The sequence below is a fragment of the Campylobacter sp. JMF_08 NE1 genome (assembly GCF_027737875.1).
GTDB lineage: Bacteria > Campylobacterota > Campylobacteria > Campylobacterales > Campylobacteraceae > Campylobacter_B.
In genome coordinates, this window is sequence record NZ_JAOVUC010000002.1 from 26,809 (window position 1) to 44,092 (window position 17,284).

General features: G+C 41.6%; 17 protein-coding genes. 2 read left to right on the forward strand and 15 right to left on the reverse strand.

Annotated features, from left to right (window positions below):
• Positions 1-30: 30 nt before the first annotated feature.
• Complete coding sequence (locus OFN91_RS02060; protein ID WP_270873082.1) at positions 31-393, forward strand: tetratricopeptide repeat protein; 363 nt, start codon at positions 31-33, stop codon at positions 391-393.
• 160 nt (positions 394-553) lie between these two features.
• Entirely contained in the window at positions 554-916 is a 363-nt protein-coding gene (locus OFN91_RS02065; protein ID WP_270873083.1) for a hypothetical protein, read from the forward strand.
• 689 nt (positions 917-1,605) lie between these two features.
• Here OFN91_RS02065 and OFN91_RS02070 read toward each other — a convergent pair.
• The 15 genes from OFN91_RS02070 to secA form a co-directional block, all read right to left on the reverse strand.
• Positions 1,606-2,697 carry a hypothetical protein gene (locus OFN91_RS02070; protein WP_270873084.1) on the reverse strand — a complete coding sequence of 364 codons (1,092 nt, stop codon included), beginning with the start codon at positions 2,695-2,697 and terminating at the stop codon, positions 1,606-1,608.
• Positions 2,694-3,842, reverse strand: coding sequence for a hypothetical protein (locus tag OFN91_RS02075; RefSeq protein ID WP_270873085.1), 1,149 nt, complete (start codon positions 3,840-3,842; stop codon positions 2,694-2,696). The genes OFN91_RS02070 and OFN91_RS02075 overlap by 4 nt, the downstream gene beginning before the upstream one ends.
• Positions 3,843-3,907: 65 nt before the next feature.
• Positions 3,908-5,194: a histidinol dehydrogenase gene (gene hisD, locus OFN91_RS02080; RefSeq protein WP_270873086.1), complete on the reverse strand. Its 1,287-nt coding sequence runs from the start codon at positions 5,192-5,194 to the stop codon at positions 3,908-3,910.
• A 545-nt stretch (positions 5,195-5,739) separates the two neighbouring features.
• Positions 5,740-6,555, reverse strand: coding sequence for a transporter substrate-binding domain-containing protein (locus tag OFN91_RS02085; RefSeq protein WP_270873087.1), 816 nt, complete (start codon positions 6,553-6,555; stop codon positions 5,740-5,742).
• 190 nt (positions 6,556-6,745) lie between these two features.
• Positions 6,746-7,849: a redox-regulated ATPase YchF gene (gene ychF / locus OFN91_RS02090; protein WP_270873088.1), complete on the reverse strand. Its 1,104-nt coding sequence runs from the start codon at positions 7,847-7,849 to the stop codon at positions 6,746-6,748.
• Positions 7,849-9,312, reverse strand: coding sequence for a leucyl aminopeptidase (locus OFN91_RS02095; protein ID WP_270873089.1), 1,464 nt, complete (start codon positions 9,310-9,312; stop codon positions 7,849-7,851). The genes ychF and OFN91_RS02095 overlap by 1 nt, the downstream gene beginning before the upstream one ends.
• Positions 9,281-9,904 carry a DedA family protein gene (locus tag OFN91_RS02100; protein WP_270873090.1) on the reverse strand — a complete coding sequence of 208 codons (624 nt, stop codon included), beginning with the start codon at positions 9,902-9,904 and terminating at the stop codon, positions 9,281-9,283. Before OFN91_RS02100 ends, OFN91_RS02095 begins: the two co-directional genes overlap by 32 nt.
• A gap of 1 nt (position 9,905) precedes the next feature.
• Positions 9,906-10,469: an adenine phosphoribosyltransferase gene (apt, locus tag OFN91_RS02105; protein WP_270864995.1), complete on the reverse strand. Its 564-nt coding sequence runs from the start codon at positions 10,467-10,469 to the stop codon at positions 9,906-9,908.
• Entirely contained in the window at positions 10,466-10,708 is a 243-nt protein-coding gene (locus OFN91_RS02110; RefSeq protein WP_270873091.1) for a hypothetical protein, read from the reverse strand. The genes apt and OFN91_RS02110 overlap by 4 nt, the downstream gene beginning before the upstream one ends.
• Positions 10,709-10,716: 8 nt before the next feature.
• The gene (locus tag OFN91_RS02115) at positions 10,717-11,241 is read right to left on the reverse strand and encodes an RpiB/LacA/LacB family sugar-phosphate isomerase (protein ID WP_270873092.1); all 525 of its coding nucleotides are present in this window, start codon (positions 11,239-11,241) and stop codon (positions 10,717-10,719) included.
• 9 nt (positions 11,242-11,250) lie between these two features.
• On the reverse strand, positions 11,251-12,096 hold the full coding sequence (lepB, locus tag OFN91_RS02120) for a signal peptidase I (RefSeq protein WP_270873093.1): 846 nt from the start codon (positions 12,094-12,096) through the stop codon (positions 11,251-11,253).
• Entirely contained in the window at positions 12,097-12,951 is an 855-nt protein-coding gene (gene folD, locus OFN91_RS02125) for a bifunctional methylenetetrahydrofolate dehydrogenase/methenyltetrahydrofolate cyclohydrolase FolD (protein WP_270873094.1), read from the reverse strand.
• Between the two features lie 124 nt (positions 12,952-13,075).
• A complete protein-coding gene (locus OFN91_RS02130) occupies positions 13,076-13,279 on the reverse strand; it encodes a hypothetical protein (RefSeq protein WP_270870696.1) in 204 nt (67 codons plus the stop codon).
• A gap of 24 nt (positions 13,280-13,303) precedes the next feature.
• Positions 13,304-14,494: an ABC transporter permease gene (locus tag OFN91_RS02135; RefSeq protein ID WP_270858822.1), complete on the reverse strand. Its 1,191-nt coding sequence runs from the start codon at positions 14,492-14,494 to the stop codon at positions 13,304-13,306.
• A 38-nt stretch (positions 14,495-14,532) separates the two neighbouring features.
• Positions 14,533-17,175: a preprotein translocase subunit SecA gene (gene secA, locus OFN91_RS02140; protein WP_270873095.1), complete on the reverse strand. Its 2,643-nt coding sequence runs from the start codon at positions 17,173-17,175 to the stop codon at positions 14,533-14,535.
• Between the last annotated feature and the right edge of the window lie 109 nt (positions 17,176-17,284).

The following is a 17,284-nucleotide window of genomic DNA, read 5'->3' on the forward strand; positions in this document are numbered from 1 at the left end:
ACGAATATATTATTTAAAAGGAGCAAAGTTATGAAAAAACTAGTTTTCTTAACATTGTTTGGTGTTGCGAGTTGTGCATTCGCTGGTATAGCTGAGGAAATGGACGCAAAATGTCAAGCAGGAGATTATCAAGTTTGCACTGAGCTTGGTATGAAATACTACCGCGGTCAAGATGGCTTCCCACAAGACCACGAAAAAGCCCATAGTTATTATGATGAAACTTGTAATAAACACAATTACGCTGAGGCTTGCTACCGCGACGGAATATTCCACTCAGTAGGCGTTGGCGCAGAGCACAATCACGATCGCGCAATGCTATCTTTGAAAATGGCTTGTGATCAAGGTCACGAAAAAGCTTGCAAAATGGCAGAGAGAATCAAAGACGATAATTAATCATTATTTTTACTCTGTTTTTACCACTGCGCCGATAAAATTCGGCGCAAATTATTAAATTTACATAAAATTTAATTAAAATTTAACTCTATTATAACTATTTTAGTGTATAATCACGCGTTCCAAAGGAAACACATATTATTTTTACAAGGAGAAAGTTATGAAAAGACTAGTTTTCTTAGCACTATTTGGTTTTGCGAGTTGCGCATTCGCTGGTATAGCAGAGGAAATGGACGCTAAATGCCAAGCAGGAGATTATCAAGCTTGCACTGAGCTTGGTATGAAATACTATCGTGGTGAAGACGGTTTGCCAAAAGACTATGACAAAGCTCACACTTATTATGATGCTACTTGCAATGTTCATAAATATGCTGAGGCTTGCTACCGCGATGGTATCTTCCACTCAGTTTTAGACGGCAAATGGCATAATCACGATCGTGCAATGCTATCACTATCAATGGCTTGCGAGCAAGGACACCAAAAAGCTTGCTCTATGAAAGAAAGAATTGCACACGATAAATAATCGTTATTTTACTATTATTTTTATTTCGGCGCCGAATTTTTCGGCGCTTTTTTTATGCCCGAAAATTCTTTGTCATTGCAAGAAGCATTATTTTTGTTATTACGAGCTTTCGCTACCGCAAGTTCCTAAATACTGCCCGATTTTTGTCATTGCGAGCGCATTGCGACGAATTGTTATTTTTGTCATTGCGAGGAGCGAAGCGACGAAGCAATCCAGAGAATTTCCATTGTTTCCAATTTGTCATTGCGAGCTTTCGTAGAAAGCGAAGCAATCGCCAAAGCTTAAATTACCAAAATGCAAATTCGCTGTCATTGCGAGCAAAAGCAAAGCGTCAAGACGCTTTGCCGAAGCAATCCAGGGAAATTCAGATAAATTTCAATTCACAGACAAATTTGTCAATAATTACAAATTTTAAAATTCTCTCTAAATTTTACTGGATTGCTTCGACCACTGCGTGGTCTCGCAATGACAGATTATGAAAAAATGCTCGCTATTGTCATTGCGAGGAGCGAAGCGACGAAGCAATCTACGAGTTTAAAATTCCTAACAATAAATTTGCAAAAATACTGACCTTAAATTTTTAATTCGTAGATTGCCACGCTCGTTACACTCGCTCGCAATGACGAATTTTATTTTCGGTGCAGTATTTTAAGGTTGCGCCAGCGTGAAATTTCAAATTTCACAGAATTTCAAAATTTATGTTTCAGCTCCAAGCTAAGCATATCCGAGATTTTCTCAGCCTCGAAATACTTCGCCTGCGCCTTCATATAAGCGCACATTTGGCGGTCTTTCTCGCAAATGCCATGCTCCAACAAAAACTGCACCGCGAGCGAATTATCCATAAGCGCAGAAAATTTAATAAAGCCTTCAAGCTCCTTTTTATCGAGCTCATTTATCCCTTTATACTTCAAACTTTCCTCGAAAAACCGCATTTTATCGGCGTGAAATTTCGAAAAATCGTAACTCTGCGCAATGCGCCTAAGATCGCTTGGCGGGGTTTTTAAAAGATAATCGAGCGTGATATTTTGATCCTTGATAAACTCCGCCTCGCTCGAAGTGATATCAGCGACCACGCCATTTCCTAGCGGTGCGCCGTTAGCCAAAAAATATGCAAACGCGTCGAAATTATCGCACGCACTAGCCATTTTAGCGTCATTTTCGCTGGGTTTGGCGCCACTGCTTACCAGCAAATCCATTAGCGCAAACAGCTCCTCGCTATCAAATTTAGTGGAATTTTCGTCATTTTCCACACCTGCGCCGATATCGCAACCATAGGAATTTACGATATTTAATGGATTGTCAAATTCGCCCTCGTTATAATTCAAATTCGGGCTGAATTTTAAAATTTCAGAGATTTTGTCGAAGTCAAATTTGCCTGTGCGCGAAATTTTGGAATTATAGATAAAATGCGTGAAAATCCGCTCGCCATACTCGCCAAATTCCTCATTTATGCGCTCAGCATTTGCGCGCGCAAAATCCAAAAGTGCGTCTAGCGCGCTAGAAATTTGCTCGTTTGTAGCGTTTTCGTCGTGGAAAATTTCAAAATTTGGCGCAGTATCCACAAAAACACCATTGCTAGAATTTGCGTCCAAATTCGGCGCAGTATCGGGCGCAGTATCCACAGAAACGCTCTCGGGCGCAGTATCCACAGAAATACTCTCGCTTAAATTTTGCGTAAAATTTTGTGATAAATTCTGCGTAAAATTCTGCTCATTTGCGCCAGCCAAACAAGCGCACGCAACCAAAATATAAAAAATTTTGCCCATTTGCCCTATTTTCATTGCAACTCTCTTATTGGTTTGTGCATGTAGTAGTGGTCGCAATACTGATTGATGAGCGCGCCGTCTTTGGCGTAAATTTTAAGCTCATATTCGATAAATTTTTCGCCAGTTGGGACATTTTTGTAGGTCATTTTATCGGGTTGTTGCTCTTTCCTAAACTCCGCAAACTCGCTTGGTATCATCTCAAATGAGGCTATATCGTCGATTTCGTAGCCCTCTTTTAGCCCAAAATGATAGCCATTAGTCCTATGTAGCGGGCTATTGGTATATGATCTGGAAGTGAATTTGCGCTCTAAATTTAAAAACAGTATCGCTGTTTCATTGCCTATATTTTCGCAATATTTATGCTCTTTATCCGTATCGGTGAAAAGAAACAGGCAAAATTTATCCCCGCAAATCGCCTTTTGTTTTTTGTATTCTACTGGCCATTTGCTCATATTTGAGGTGCGGATTTTTTGCGCTCCTTGGGCGGTTTTGATCTCATAGACATTTTCATCTACTGGCAAAACCTCGCTATCTCCGCGAAATTTACCGTATTTTTGGGGCGTTATTTCGGTATTTATATTTAGTTTAGGCGGGAAATCGTAAGCTTCAAGTGGGATTTGCAATCTTGAAATCGCCTCGAAATTTTGCTCGGCACTGCTAGGAAACCACACCGTCCTGCCCGGGTTTGAGTGCAAATCAAACGAGCCAATGTATTGTCTAGTGATTTTATGTGCAGTTTGCTTGTAAATTTCGTTTGCGCCCTCTTTTAGGGTGATATTCCACGATTTGTGCCTGTAAAATTTCTCCTTTTTTCGCACTTCCTCGCTTGGCGAAAAATCATCTTCTATGTATAAATAATGCTCCCCCGGCATATCTTCGCCCAAAAGATAATCAAACGACAATCTCTCATTGTAGCGAAGCCACACGCCATGCTTATCTCGCAAGTAAATATAAGGCACGCTAATGGCATCAGGAAATGCCCCATCAATCGCATTTTCCCAAAATATAGGCTTTGGGGTTAAATTTTGCGGAAAAGGGTTGGCTTTTGTATCTGCAAACTGGCGCTCGTAGTTTGGGATTTGCAAATCGCAAGCGTCGCTGGGCTCGCGTGGATCGCACCCAGCTGGCGGCGAAAACAGAAAATAAAAAAATACAATCATAGCAAGGCTCAAAGCCAATATAAAAACAAAAACCCAAAGAAAAAATTTGAAAATTTTTTCAATCATTATTTTTTATAGCGAATTTCAACCGATTTTTTGTGCGCTGTGAGCCCCTCAGCCTGTGCTAGTGCCATGCATGCCTCGCCCAGAGCGTCGATTGCGCCCTTATTTAGCGCGATTATCGAGCTTCGCTTGATGAAGTGATAAACCCCAAGCGGTGAGAAAAATCTCGCACTGCCACCTGTCGGCAAAGTGTGATTTGGCCCCGCCAAATAATCCCCCATAGCCTCAGGCGTGTAATGACCCAAGAAAATCGCGCCTGCGTGCTTAATGCGCGCAAGGTAATCGTAGGCGTTGTCCATGGCGATTTCTAGGTGTTCGACGGCTAGGTCGTTCATCAAATCTATCGCCTCGTCGAAATCTCGCGCGATGATAATCGCACCCTTGTCATCAATGCTCTTTTTAGCGATACTCTCGCGCTCTAATGTAGGCAAAATTTTATAAATTTCATCTTTTACAGCAAGGGCAAATTTCTCATCTGCACTTACCAAAATACTGCTTGCGATCTCGTCGTGCTCGGCTTGGCTTAGCAAATCCACAGCCGTGTGATACGCACTCGCGCTCGCATCTGCTAGCACGCCCACTTCGCTAGGACCTGCTATCATATCGATATTTACATCGCCAAAAACGAGCTTTTTAGCCGTCGCTACGAAAATATTTCCGGGGCCTGTGATGACATCGACCTTTTCTATCGTTTCCGTGCCATACGCCATGGCTGCGACTGCGCTCGCACCGCCTACTTTATAGGCTTTTTTGATTCCTAGCACATGCATGGCAGCAAGAAGAAGCGAATTTACCACTCCGCCCACAGCAGGGGTGCAGACCGTGATATCAGCGACACCTGCGACGATTGCAGGCACTGCGTTCATCAAAAGTGAGCTAGGATAAGCAGCCTTGCCACCTGGGATATACAGCCCCGCGCGATCTACGGGCGTGATTTTTTGACCCAAAATTTCGCCGTGCGCGCCGAAATCAATCCAGCTTTTTTCGAGCTGTTTTTCGTGATAGGCATAAATGCGATCATACGCCACTTTAAGCGCGGTTTTTAGCTCGTCGCTTAGCTCGTCGAAAGCCTTTTTCATCTCATCTTGCGAAATCGCCAAATTTCCATTAACTTCCCATTTGTCAAATTTGGCTATTTGCTCGTTTAGCGCCTCATCACCGCGCGCCTTGATATCATCAATGATACCGCTTACGATCGGCATTACCTTTTGCATGTCCATATTGCCACGATTTACCAGAGCCTCGAATTCTTGCGCGAAATTGCTATCTGTGCTTTTTAAAATTTTCATATTTAATCCTAAAATTTTGATTGTAAAAATTTGAAGTTTATAGCATAATTTGGTTTTGAATTTAATAAATTTGGGAATTTAATGTCATTACGAGATTTCCGCTACCGCAAGTTTGAAATACTGCCCCGAAATGCGCGTTGATTTGTCATTGCGAGCGTAGCGAAGCAATCCAGGGAAATTCAGATAAATTTGATAAATTGAAATTCTCTATAAATTTTACTGGATTGCTTCGAAAACTTCGTTTTCTCGCAATGACACTTTTTTTGTCATTGCGAGGAGCTGTGAAACAGCGACGAAGCAATCTACGAGTTTAAAATTCTTTGCGGTGAATTTGCAAAAATACTGACCTTAAATTTTTCACTCATAGATTGCCACGAAACGGCTTGCGCCGTTTCTCGCAATGACAGATTAGAGATTAAAGAATTTCACTGAATTGCCTCAAAAACTTAGTTTTATCGCAATGGCAGATTGGACAAATAAAATTTTCAGCCATAAAAAAAGGCGCCTTAAAAAAGGCGCCCAAGTATAGTATCAAAAAGCACTAATTATAGTAATGCTTCATAAATATCATCTAGAACGAACATTTTCTCTTCTAGCTCACCACGATAGAATAGCTCGAAAGTTTGCTCATACATATCTGCAAAGAAGCCTTCTTGTGATAGAGATAGGATTTTGCTATCTACGATTTCCATTAAATCGCGGTTGCCTTTTTGAGTGCCTACGCAGTTGAAAGCGATAGCTCCTATGCGTTTGATAGCAAGCTCAAATCTATCATCAACAAAAGGAATAGTAGCGATTGCAGTAATTTTTCTAGCATAGCCGTCAGCTTCGCCAGCTCTTAATTTATCCAAGCACTCTTTTGATGTAGAGCAAGGAACTTGTTGGATTTGTGGTTCTTTGTTAAGAGCGACTTCAGCTGATGTGCCTGGAACAACTAGAACTCTTCTACCTCTTAAATCGCTTAGTCTTTGGACACCTAAATCTTTTTTAGTAACAACAGCATCCGTTGTTGAAAGATAAGGCATAGAAAAGTCCATTGATTTCTCGCGCTCAGGTGTTCTTGAATAATTGTGGATTAGCAAATCAACTCTGTTTTGAGTTACTGCGTCCATACGCTCAGCATCTTTAACAGCGACAAATTCTACCTTACCGCCGTCACCTAAAATAGCTTTTGCTAGTTCTTTCGCCAATTCAATTTCAAAACCTTGAAATTTGCCACTTTTTGAAATAGAACTCATTGGAGCATCGTGCTCACCTACACCAATTCTTAGCGTATTGCTCGCTTTGATTTGTTCTAGTGTGTTAGCACCAGAAAAAGTCACTGCGCCTGCTAATGCCAAAAGACCTAAAAACTTTTTCATTTTAACTCCTTAAAAATAAAATCAAAAAATACCTAAAAAAAGTAAATAGAAAGATAACACGCGCCCATTTACCATAAATTTTAGATAAATTTGCAAATTTTACTTCAAAAATTTCAAGTGATTTTAATGTAAAAAAACTTAAATTTTAAGAAAAAAAATCAAAATTTGCATATTTCAAAAAAAAATTAAATTACACATTAAACCTAAAATGCATTACATCGCCATCATTTACGACATAATCCTTGCCTTCTAGGCGCATTTTTCCTGCCTCTTTTGCCCTAGCCTCGCCACCGCACGCCACGAAATCATCGTAGCTAATCACCTCTGCACGGATAAAGCCACGCTCGAAATCATTATGTATCACGCTAGCCGCCTTTGGCGCTTTCCAGCCTTTGGTTATCGTCCATGCGCGCACTTCCATAACCCCAGCGGTAAAATAGCTTATCAAATTTAGCTTCGCAAAAGATCTTCTGATGATATTATCTAGTCCGCTTTCTTCCGCGCCTAGGCTTTGAAGCATTTCGTGCGCTTCATCATCACCTAGACCGATTAATTCCTCTTCGATTTTAGCGCAAAGCTTGATAACTTCGGCATTTCGCGCATTTGCATACTCTTTTACGGCTTTTACATACTCATTATCCTGCGCTATGCCGTCCTCATCGACATTTGCGCCATAAATCACCTCTTTTGCAGAAAGCAGGCGCAACTCTTTGTTTAAGCTCGCAAAGACTTCGCTGTCTTTGTCTGCGAAATTTGAAGCAGGTTTGCCTAAATTTAAATGCTCTAAAAGCTCATTTGCGAGTGCAAAGGCCTCTTTGGCGCCTTTGGCGTTTGCTTTGGCCTCTTTGTTTAGCCGCTCGATTTTTCTGCCCAGTTGCTCGATATCAGCTAAAACAAGCTCAGTTTCGATGATTTCGATATCGCGGATCGGATCGATACTGCCCTCGACATGCGTGATATTGCCGTCTTCGAAGCAACGCACTATATGCAAAACAATCTCAGCTTCACGGATATTTGAGAGAAATTTATTTCCCAAACCCTCGCCCTTGCTAGCACCCTTTACAAGTCCAGCGATATCGACAAATTCGATTGTCGAGTGCATGATACGCTCTGGATTTACGATTTTGGCTAGCTCATCAAGCCTAGTATCAGGCACTGGCACGATAGCCTTGTTTGGCTCGATTGTGCAAAATGGATAGTTTTGCGCTTGGGCATTTTGCGCCTTTGTTAGCGCATTAAAAGTGGTAGATTTGCCCACATTTGGCAAACCTACGATTCCAACAGAAAGCCCCATTAGCCCCTCTTTTCTAGCTCTTTTTGCAGAGCCATTAGGTAGTATAGATTTGCTCTAACTGCCGCACCTGTCGCGCCGAATTGGTTATATCCCCACGCTTTTTCGACATAGGCTGGGCCTGCAATATCGAGGTGGAGCCATTTGTCTTTAAATTCAGGTTTGATAAATTTATCAAGGAAAAGCCCCGCTGTGGTCGTGCCACCGTATCTACTAGACGCTGTATTTGAGACATCTGCGATATTTGATTTGATAAGTTCTCGCAAATAATCATTAAATTCTAAAATCGTGAAAAGCTCACCACTAGCTTTGGTTAAATTTTTAAATTTTAGCTTTAACTCTTCGTTATTTCCTAAAATTCCGCTTGTGTATTCGCCAAGTCCCACTACGCAAGCCCCTGTAAGCGTCGCCATATCGATTAGCAAATCAGGGTTTAAATCCTGAGCGTAGCTTAGACAATCAGCCAGCACTAGCCTGCCCTCTGCGTCTGTGTTTCGCACCTCGATACTCACGCCAGAGCGAGAGATTAGCACATCGTCTGGTTTGTAGGCGTTGCCGCCTATCATGTTTTCGGTAGCACCGATGATAGCGTGGATTTCAAAAGGCAAATCAAGCTCGGCAGCGCCCTTGATAATCGCCATAGCTGCAAGCGCGCCACTTTTGTCGGCTTTCATTGTGAGCATATAATCGCTCGGTTTTAGGCTAAGTCCGCCACTATCATAGGTCAAACCCTTGCCCACAAAAACGACCTTTTGAAGGCATTTTTCAGGTTTGTAGGTAAGGTGGATTAGGCGTGGGCGATGAGCTGAGGCGCGATTGACAGCCAAAAACGCGTTCATTTTCTCTTCTTCTAAAAATCTCTCATCATACACAGCTACGCTGACATCATCGTAGTTTGAAGCCAAAATTTCAGCCTCGTCTGCCATTTTATGCGGAGTGTAAATTTCAGGGATTTCATTGACGCCGTTTTTGGCGAAATTCGCCGCGTCCGCCATAATAGTGCCAAATTTCACGCCACGACCAGCTTTATCGGCTTCTAGCGTAGAGCCTGTGTATGTATCGCTAGCGATAAAAATTTCATTTAGAGTGTAGGATTTTTTTTCGCTTTTGTATTTGTTAAACTCATACGCGCCCAACACTGCGCCCTCAGCCATAGCCATTGCGCTTTTTTTCGTGCAACCACAATCATAAAATGCGATTTTAAAATTTGAAATTTTAAGATTTTTTAGCGTGTTGTATGCCTGTGCCACGCCCACTCTCACGCGATCGTATTCTAGAGCTTTTATGCCTATATATAGCCTTTTTTGCTCGCTTAAAAGCAAATTTCCCTCGCCTTTGTAATCAAAAAAATCAAATTTATCGCCGTCTTTGACAAAGCGGTGAGCCGTGTCGCCACTGACGATAAAAATCACTTCAAAATCCGCATTTATCGCGTCAAAATTTTGATTCAATAATGTTACTTTCATCTCTATCCTTTCTTAAATTTATAAAATGATTTTCTAATCTTGCAAAAATTTTATAAAACCCAAAGACAATTCCGGCAATCAGCGGTATCGCAAAATACCAGTATTGCTCGATCAAATTTATCGCTTGCCAAATTTGCTTGCCGAAATACCACGCAGGTATCATCGTCATGCTAGCCCATGCAATCGCACTCAAAAAATTGATAAATGCAAATTTTTTGGCACTATAACGGGTAATGCCGATACTCATCGGAATTATCATACGCAAACCATACATATATCGCTGGATAAATATCAAAATCCAGCCCCAACGCTGTAAAAGCAGGTGCGCGATAGCAAATTTGCGCCGTTGGGTGGCGAGTTTTTTGCTAATGTAGTTTTTATTATACCTGCCGATATAAAAATAAAATTGATCGCCCGCAAACGCCCCACACGCCGCGACAAAAATACCAAGTGGTAAATTTATATGCCCCTCGTGCGCCAAAATCCCGCCCAAAACTAGCGCGATTTCGCCCTCTAATGCGCACCACGCAAAAAGCACGATATAAGCGTATTGATGATACTGGGTTAGAAATTCTTTGAGCGTTTCTTCCAAACTAAGCCTCTAAAACACAATAAACTTTCGTTCTTGCTTCAAATTCGCCCAAATCGTTTAATGCGCGCAAATTTAGCAAAAAGCACGCTTCCACGCAATCAGCATTTGTTTGTGCAATCAAATCAAGCGCGGCTTTGGCAGTGCCACCAGTAGCGATTAAATCGTCGATTAAAAGCACTCTGGCTTTGCGGTTTTGCGCGTTTGCGACTGCGTCAAAGGCATCAACATGCATTTCAACTTGATCGAAGCCGTATTCGAGAGAGTATTTTTGCGAAATGGTGATATATGGAAGTTTTTTTGGTTTGCGAATCGGCACGAAAGCCAAATTTAGCCTAGCCGCAAGTGCCGCACCAAAGATAAACCCCCTGCTCTCAATCCCTACGATATAATCAAGTTCATAATCCTTGTAGCGATCTACGAGATGATCTAGCAAAAAGCTAAATGCCTTTTTATCGCCCAAAAGTGTCGTTACATCGTAAAACAAAATCCCAGGTTTAGGGAAATCCTCGATAGTCCTTAATGATTTAAAAAGATAAGCTTTATCATCATTGCTTAAAGTTTTCATCCTCTATCCTTTAATAATTTTGCATTTTGCAATCTTAAATTTAACTTTTCTGCTTCGTCGCTTTGCAAGGCCTGTATGCCAAGCTCCAACGCAGATTTTAGCTTTTCTTGATTTTCTTTTAGTTTTGAAATTTCGTCTTCGCATTTTGCCAATTTATCGTAAATTTTCATATTTTTACGGATCGAAAGCACCAATAATACAGCCAAAACAAAGCTTAAAATTTCAAAAACCACTATCATATCTCGCCCTATTTTGCGCTCACATCACAGGCAATCACGCCTAGCTTATTCACGCGTCTTTCGTGTCTGCCGCCACTAAAATTTGTGCCAAAAAATGTCTTTATCATATCCTCAATCTCTGCGATTCCTAACACTCTTGCGCCAAATGCAAGCACATTTGCGTTATTATGCTCCCTGCAAAGCCTAGCAGTTAAGCTATCGTGGCAAAGCGCGCAACGAATATGTGCGTGGCGATTTGCCGCAATCGAAATCCCAATGCCTGTGCCACAAATTAAAATTCCATAAATTCCAAATTTTGTGCTATCTATAATTTCGCCATTTTGCTCGCCATTTGCGCTAACTAAATTTTTGCTTTCAACCAAAATTTTATCAGCCAAAATTTTCGCGAAATCAGGATAATCCACGCTGATATTTTCGTCATTTGTGCCCAAATCTTCGAACTCATAGCCCAAATTTGCAATTATTTTTTTGACCTCTTCCTTCACAGCCGGCGAAGCGTGATCACCCGCAATAAAAACCTTTTTTATCTGCATATTTTCCCTTTATTTTTGCTCATAAATCAAGCTCTCATCGCTTTGAAGCGTGTCGATGAAACGCCCTATTCTCTCCCAGCGGATTTTTTTATCCGGGTCGATACTAAAATAAGTAAACCACGGCTTGCCTACGATTAGGCGATACGGCACGGTGCCCCAATACCTGCTATCGCCCGAGTTGTTGCGGTTATCGCCAATCATAAAAAACTCATCTTGCGGAACTTTGATATAAAATGCGTTAAATTTCACACTGCCGTATTCATACACCTTCTCACTCTCAGCCACCATTATAGGGCGCATTGCTAGGCTTTTGCGCTCTAAATTTCCAAGCATACTTGCCCGCATGGCGTTTCTAAAATGCGGATTGTAGTTTATGCCTTTGAATTTATACGGCTCTTTGACATATTTTTGTCCGTTTAAGATGACAATATCGCTTTTATCATAGTTTTGTTCTATAAATTCATCGCCTTCATTTGGTCTGAGGTAGAAATTATCTAAATCAAAAATCACTTCATCTCCACCAACGGCGAAATTTCGCTTGACATAGTGAATTTTCTCATCTTTTGGATAGCGAAATACCACGATATCACCACGCTGTGGGCGTTTGCCTTGAAACAAATGTCCGTCTCCGTCGCTATCAGGGGCTACTGGAACCTCGATAAATGGGATATGAGGGGTTGGTATTCCATAGCTAAATTTTTTCACAAACAAAAAATCGCCCTCCAAAAGCGTAACTCTCATCGAACCGCTCGGAATCACAAAAGCTTGCGCCACAAAAAGTATGATAAAAAGCACAATACAAATCGTGCCAACCCAGCTAGATGAAAAGCGATAAAGCGAACCTAAAAATTTCATTTATTTGCTTCTTTTTAGGCGGTTGCGCGCCGATGTGATTGTGTTTTGAAGTAGCATTGCGATTGTCATAGGACCCACGCCACCAGGAACTGGCGTGATAAATGAACATTTAGGCGCGACTGCGTCGAAATCCACATCGCCAGTTAGTTTGCCGTTTTCTAGGCGGTTTATGCCTACATCAATGACCACTGCGCCATCTTTTACCATGTCAGGGGTTACGAAATTTGGCTTTCCAATCGCTGCGACTAAGATATCAGCCTGCGAGCAAATTTCGGCTAAATTTTTGGTGCGAGAGTGTGTGATAGTAACGGTAGAATTCGCGTTTAAAAGCAAATTTGCCATAGGTTTGCCGACTATATTACTTCTGCCAATTACCACAGCGTTTGCGCCGTTTGTCGCTATGCCGTATTCAGCCAAAAGTCGCATAATGCCAAGTGGCGTGCATGGCACAAAAGCCTCTAATCCGCTAACTAGCCTGCCGACATTTACAGCGTGAAATCCATCGACATCTTTGCTAGGATCGATTTTTTCTAAAATTTTATTTGTATCAATGTGTTTTGGAAGTGGAAGTTGGACAAGTATGCCATCGACATTTTCATCAGCATTAAGCTCATCAATTAGCTCTAATAGCGCAGTTTCGGTAGTTTGCGCGCTTAGATGATATGGGTAAGAATTTATCCCGCACGCTATGCACGCCTTTTCTTTGCTAGCCACATAAGTAGCACTAGCCTTGTCCTCGCCCACTAAAATCACCGCAAGCCCCGGAGTTACACTCTTCGCACTAAGCTCTTTGGCTGCGATTTTTACCTCTTCTTTGACCTTTGCGCTTATCGCTTTTCCGTCGATTAAAGTCATAAAAAACCTTTAAATAAAAATTTAAGCTTCAATTTTACCTTAAATTTAATAAAAATCAGATTTATTTTTGGGCTAAATTTGGGAATTTTAAGTGGAAATGGTAGTTAAAAACTACCATTGAAATTTATCTTTTTATATTTTTGTTTGCTTCTTGGGCTTTGATTACGGCGTCCATACAACCCGTGGTGCAACCAGCGCTATTTTGGTTGAAATTTGGCTCGATTTTTTTCTGCTCGATTGGCGCGCTCTCGCTCACGCCCGGCTCTTTTGTGCCAGCACAACCGATAAAAAACCCAACCACTAGGGCGCATAAAATTAACTTTTTCATAAATTCTCCTTTATTAAATTTAAATTATTCATTACGCAAAGTTTGCAAAACATCGACTTCGGTGGCCTTTTTGGCTGGATACCACGATGAGAGCGCTACTATTATCACAGCTCCTACCACGGTAGAAATCAAATCGCTAAATGAGAGCTCCATAGGCAGTTTGCTGCTTCCATAAACATCGGCTGGCAGGTCGATGATATCGAAATTTCCAAGCAACCAAACCCCAAAAAGCCCTAAAATAAGGCCAAAAATTATTCCGCTTCCGCCAATCGTCGCCCCAAGCGAGAAAAATGTCTTTTTCACCTCTTTTTTGCTCGCTCCAAGGCTAAGCAAAAGCGCGATTTCTTGGCGACGATTCATCACGGTCATCAAAAGCGAACTAACGATATTTAAGCTAGCCACTAAGATTATTAGCAAAAGCACCAAAAAAAGCGCCCGTTTTTCAAGCGCAAGGGCTGAGAAAAAGTTGCCGTTTTGTTGCCACCAGCCAACAGCGCGCGCGCTCGGCGGGAGGTTTTCTTTAATGATTTCTAAATCCTTAAATGGATCGTCTGAGAAAACATGCACCCCGTCATATCGCCCCTCGTCATAGCCCAAAATTTTCGCCAAATCGCCCACGCTCGCGTAAGAATACGCCTTGTCATAAGCAATCAAACCAGAATCAAAGCTAGCGCGCACTTCAAATCGCTTCATTTTAGGAATCAGCGCAAATCCGCCTGGGTCGTTTTTGGTAAAAATCATTGTGATTTTATCGCCCATATCTAGCATAAATTCGTCCTTTATGCCCTTACCGACCATAATGCCAAATTCGCTCAAATTCGCGTCTTTCGCCCCCTGTGCGACGACTGAGTTTATTTGAATTTCATCAGCCAAATTTACGCCAAAGATTATTCCACCCTCTAATCTATCGCCGTTTTTGGCGATGACTTGCGAGCTGATATATGGGCTAAATTTTAAATTTGGGAAATCACCCTTTAAAATTTCGACATCATCGTTTGTGATACCACCACGAAACTGGCTGTGTATCGTGATAGGATAATTCATCGTAAAGAGTTTGCGTTGAAATTCTTTATCGAAACCGTTCATTATCGCCATTGCGATGATTAGCACCATTAGTCCAATACTCACGCCCAAAAACGCCAAAATCGCAGAAAGCGTGATAAATGGCTGGGATTTGTCAAAACGCAAATATTTAAAAAGTAGATATTTTATCAAAGTCTGCCCTGTGAATTTTAAAATTAGGCGTTTGCAAGTTACCTTGCAAAACCGCCTTTTTTAGGGCCACCTTTACCGTGGCAGTCTTTGTATTTTTTACCGCTTCCGCATGGACATGGGTCGTTTCGTTTAGGTTTTTTCGCGCCTAGCGAAAATTCGCTATTTTCTGTGCTTTGGCTAGAATTTGAAATTTCGTCCTCATTTGTGTTAGCTTTGCTTATTTCGTCCTGCGCTTCGCTACGCATTTGCTCTTGCATAGCCTCTCTTTCGGCGTCGATTTCTTCTTGGGTTTTGAAGCGAATTAGTTGCAAGGTGCGGATACTATCGCTTTTTAGGCGCAAAACAAGCTCCATAAAGAGATTGTAGCTTTCTTTTTTATACTCGGTTAGCGGGTCTTTGTGATTGTATCCCCTTAGTCCAATGCCCGTTTTTAGGGTATCCATTTGGTATAAATGCTCTCTCCAATCGCGATCTACGATTTGCAGATAAAGCATTTTTTCGATCTCTTTGCGCTGAGCCTGATCGATTTGGCTCATTTTTTCCTCGTAAGAGTTTTGAAGTTGCTCTACAATCACGCTTTTTAGCTCGCCATAATCATTAGCGTTTTTCAAATTCGCCTCATCTAGCGTTTCGCCAGTATCGTTTAAAATGCGGTTTATTATCGCCTCATAATCGAATTTTTCCTTCTCATCTCCGTCGAAAATCTCCAAATCATCTAGCACGCTTGCGATATACTCTTCGCGGTTTTGCAAAATTTTGTCTTTTAGATCAAATTCTTTATCCAAAAGCTCGTTTCGGTATTTGTAAATCGTCTTTCTCTGCTCGTTTGCGACATCGTCGTATTCTAGGATATGTTTTCTGGCCTCGAAATGCAGGCTCTCGACCTTTTTTTGCGCATTTTCTACGGCACGAGAGACCATTTTCGACTCGATATGTTCGCCGTCTTGCAAACCCAAACGCTCCATAATATTTTTAATCTTATCGCTACCAAAAATTCGAAGCAAATTATCCTCTAAACTCAGATAAAATCTACTCTCGCCCGGATCTCCCTGACGGCCTGAGCGACCGCGGAGCTGGTTGTCGATACGGCGGCTTTCGTGGCGTTCTGTGCCTAGGATATAAAGCCCGCCAAGCTCCCTGACTTCATCATTTATGCGGATATCTACACCCCGTCCTGCCATATTTGTAGCGATTGTTACAGCGCCCTTTGCACCGGCTTCGGCGATGATTTGCGCCTCTTTTTCGTGGTTTTTGGCATTTAGCACAGAGTGAGCGATTTTTTCTTTAACCAAAAGCTCGTGAAGTAGCTCTGATTTTTCAATCGACGCGGTGCCGACTAAGACTGGCTGACCTTTTTTGTTTAGCCTTTTTACTTCCTCGATTACGGCGTTAAATTTCTCGCGCTCTGTTTTGTAAATCAAATCGTTTTGATCTAGTCTTTGCACTGGGATATTTGTAGGGATTGAAACGACCTCTAATTTATAAATTTGAGAAAACTCAGTCGCCTCGGTCTGGGCTGTGCCGGTCATGCCTGCTAGTTTTTCATACATTCTAAAATAGTTTTGAAATGTAATATCGGCTAGGGTTTGGCTCTCTTCTTGGATTTGCACGCCCTCTTTGGCTTCTAGGGCTTGGTGCAAGCCCTCGCTAAAACGACGCCCCTCGCTTAGTCTGCCTGTAAATTCATCTACGATGATTATCTGCCCCTCACGCACGACATAATTAACATCTTTTTTAAATATATAATTTGCTTTTAATGCTTGGTCTAAATAGTGGCTCAAAACGGCGTTTTCAAGCTTGTATAGGTTATCTACGCCAAAGAGTTTTTCAGCCTTTGCAATACCTGCTTCGGTAATTAGCACGCTTTTATTTTTTTCATCTAATATAAAATCGCCGGTTGGCTTCTCTTTTGGATCGTCTGGCGCCTGGCCTTGCACCATTTGTTTGGCTACTTCGTTTGCTTTGACATAGCCATCAAGTGTGCGGTTTGTAGGACCTGAAATGATTAGTGGAGTTCTAGCCTCGTCGATTAAAATACTATCAACTTCATCGACGATTACAAAATGATGACCTCTTTGCACTTTGTCTTCGCTGCTAAATTTCATATTATCACGCAAATAATCAAAGCCAAATTCGTTATTTGTGCCGTAAGTTATGTCGCAAGCGTAAGCCTCTTTGCGCTTAGTATCGTTATACTCGCCACCGACTACTACGCCAACGCTAAGTCCTAAAAAATTATACAAAACGCCCATTTGCTCGGCGTCGCGTTTAGCTAGATAGTCATTGACCGTAACGACATGCACACCCTTGCCACTCATAGCGTTTAAAACCACAGGAAGAGTTGCGACCAGCGTCTTTCCCTCGCCTGTTTTCATCTCAGCTATCGCGCCGTCGTTTAAAACCATACCGCCGATTAGCTGGACATCGAAATGGCGCATATTTAGCACCCTTTTTGAGGCCTCTCTGACGATAGCAAAAACATCATACAAAATTTTATCAGTTGTTGTTTCGCCATTTTGGATTTGCTCTTTAAGTGCGTTAAATTCAGCCTTTAACGCCTCATCATCGAGTGCTTCGTATTTTTTTTCTAGCGCGTTTATCTCTTTTGCGCGTTTTGCGTATTGTTTGACCACACGATTGTTTTTCGTGCCAAAAATCCCTCTAACTACTCTTTTAAACATTTCAAACCTTCATTTTAAAATTTTAACCGAACATATTACCATATTTTTAGTTTTTATTTAATTAAACTTAATAAAAACAGCTATAATAACGCAAAATTTTAAATTTAAA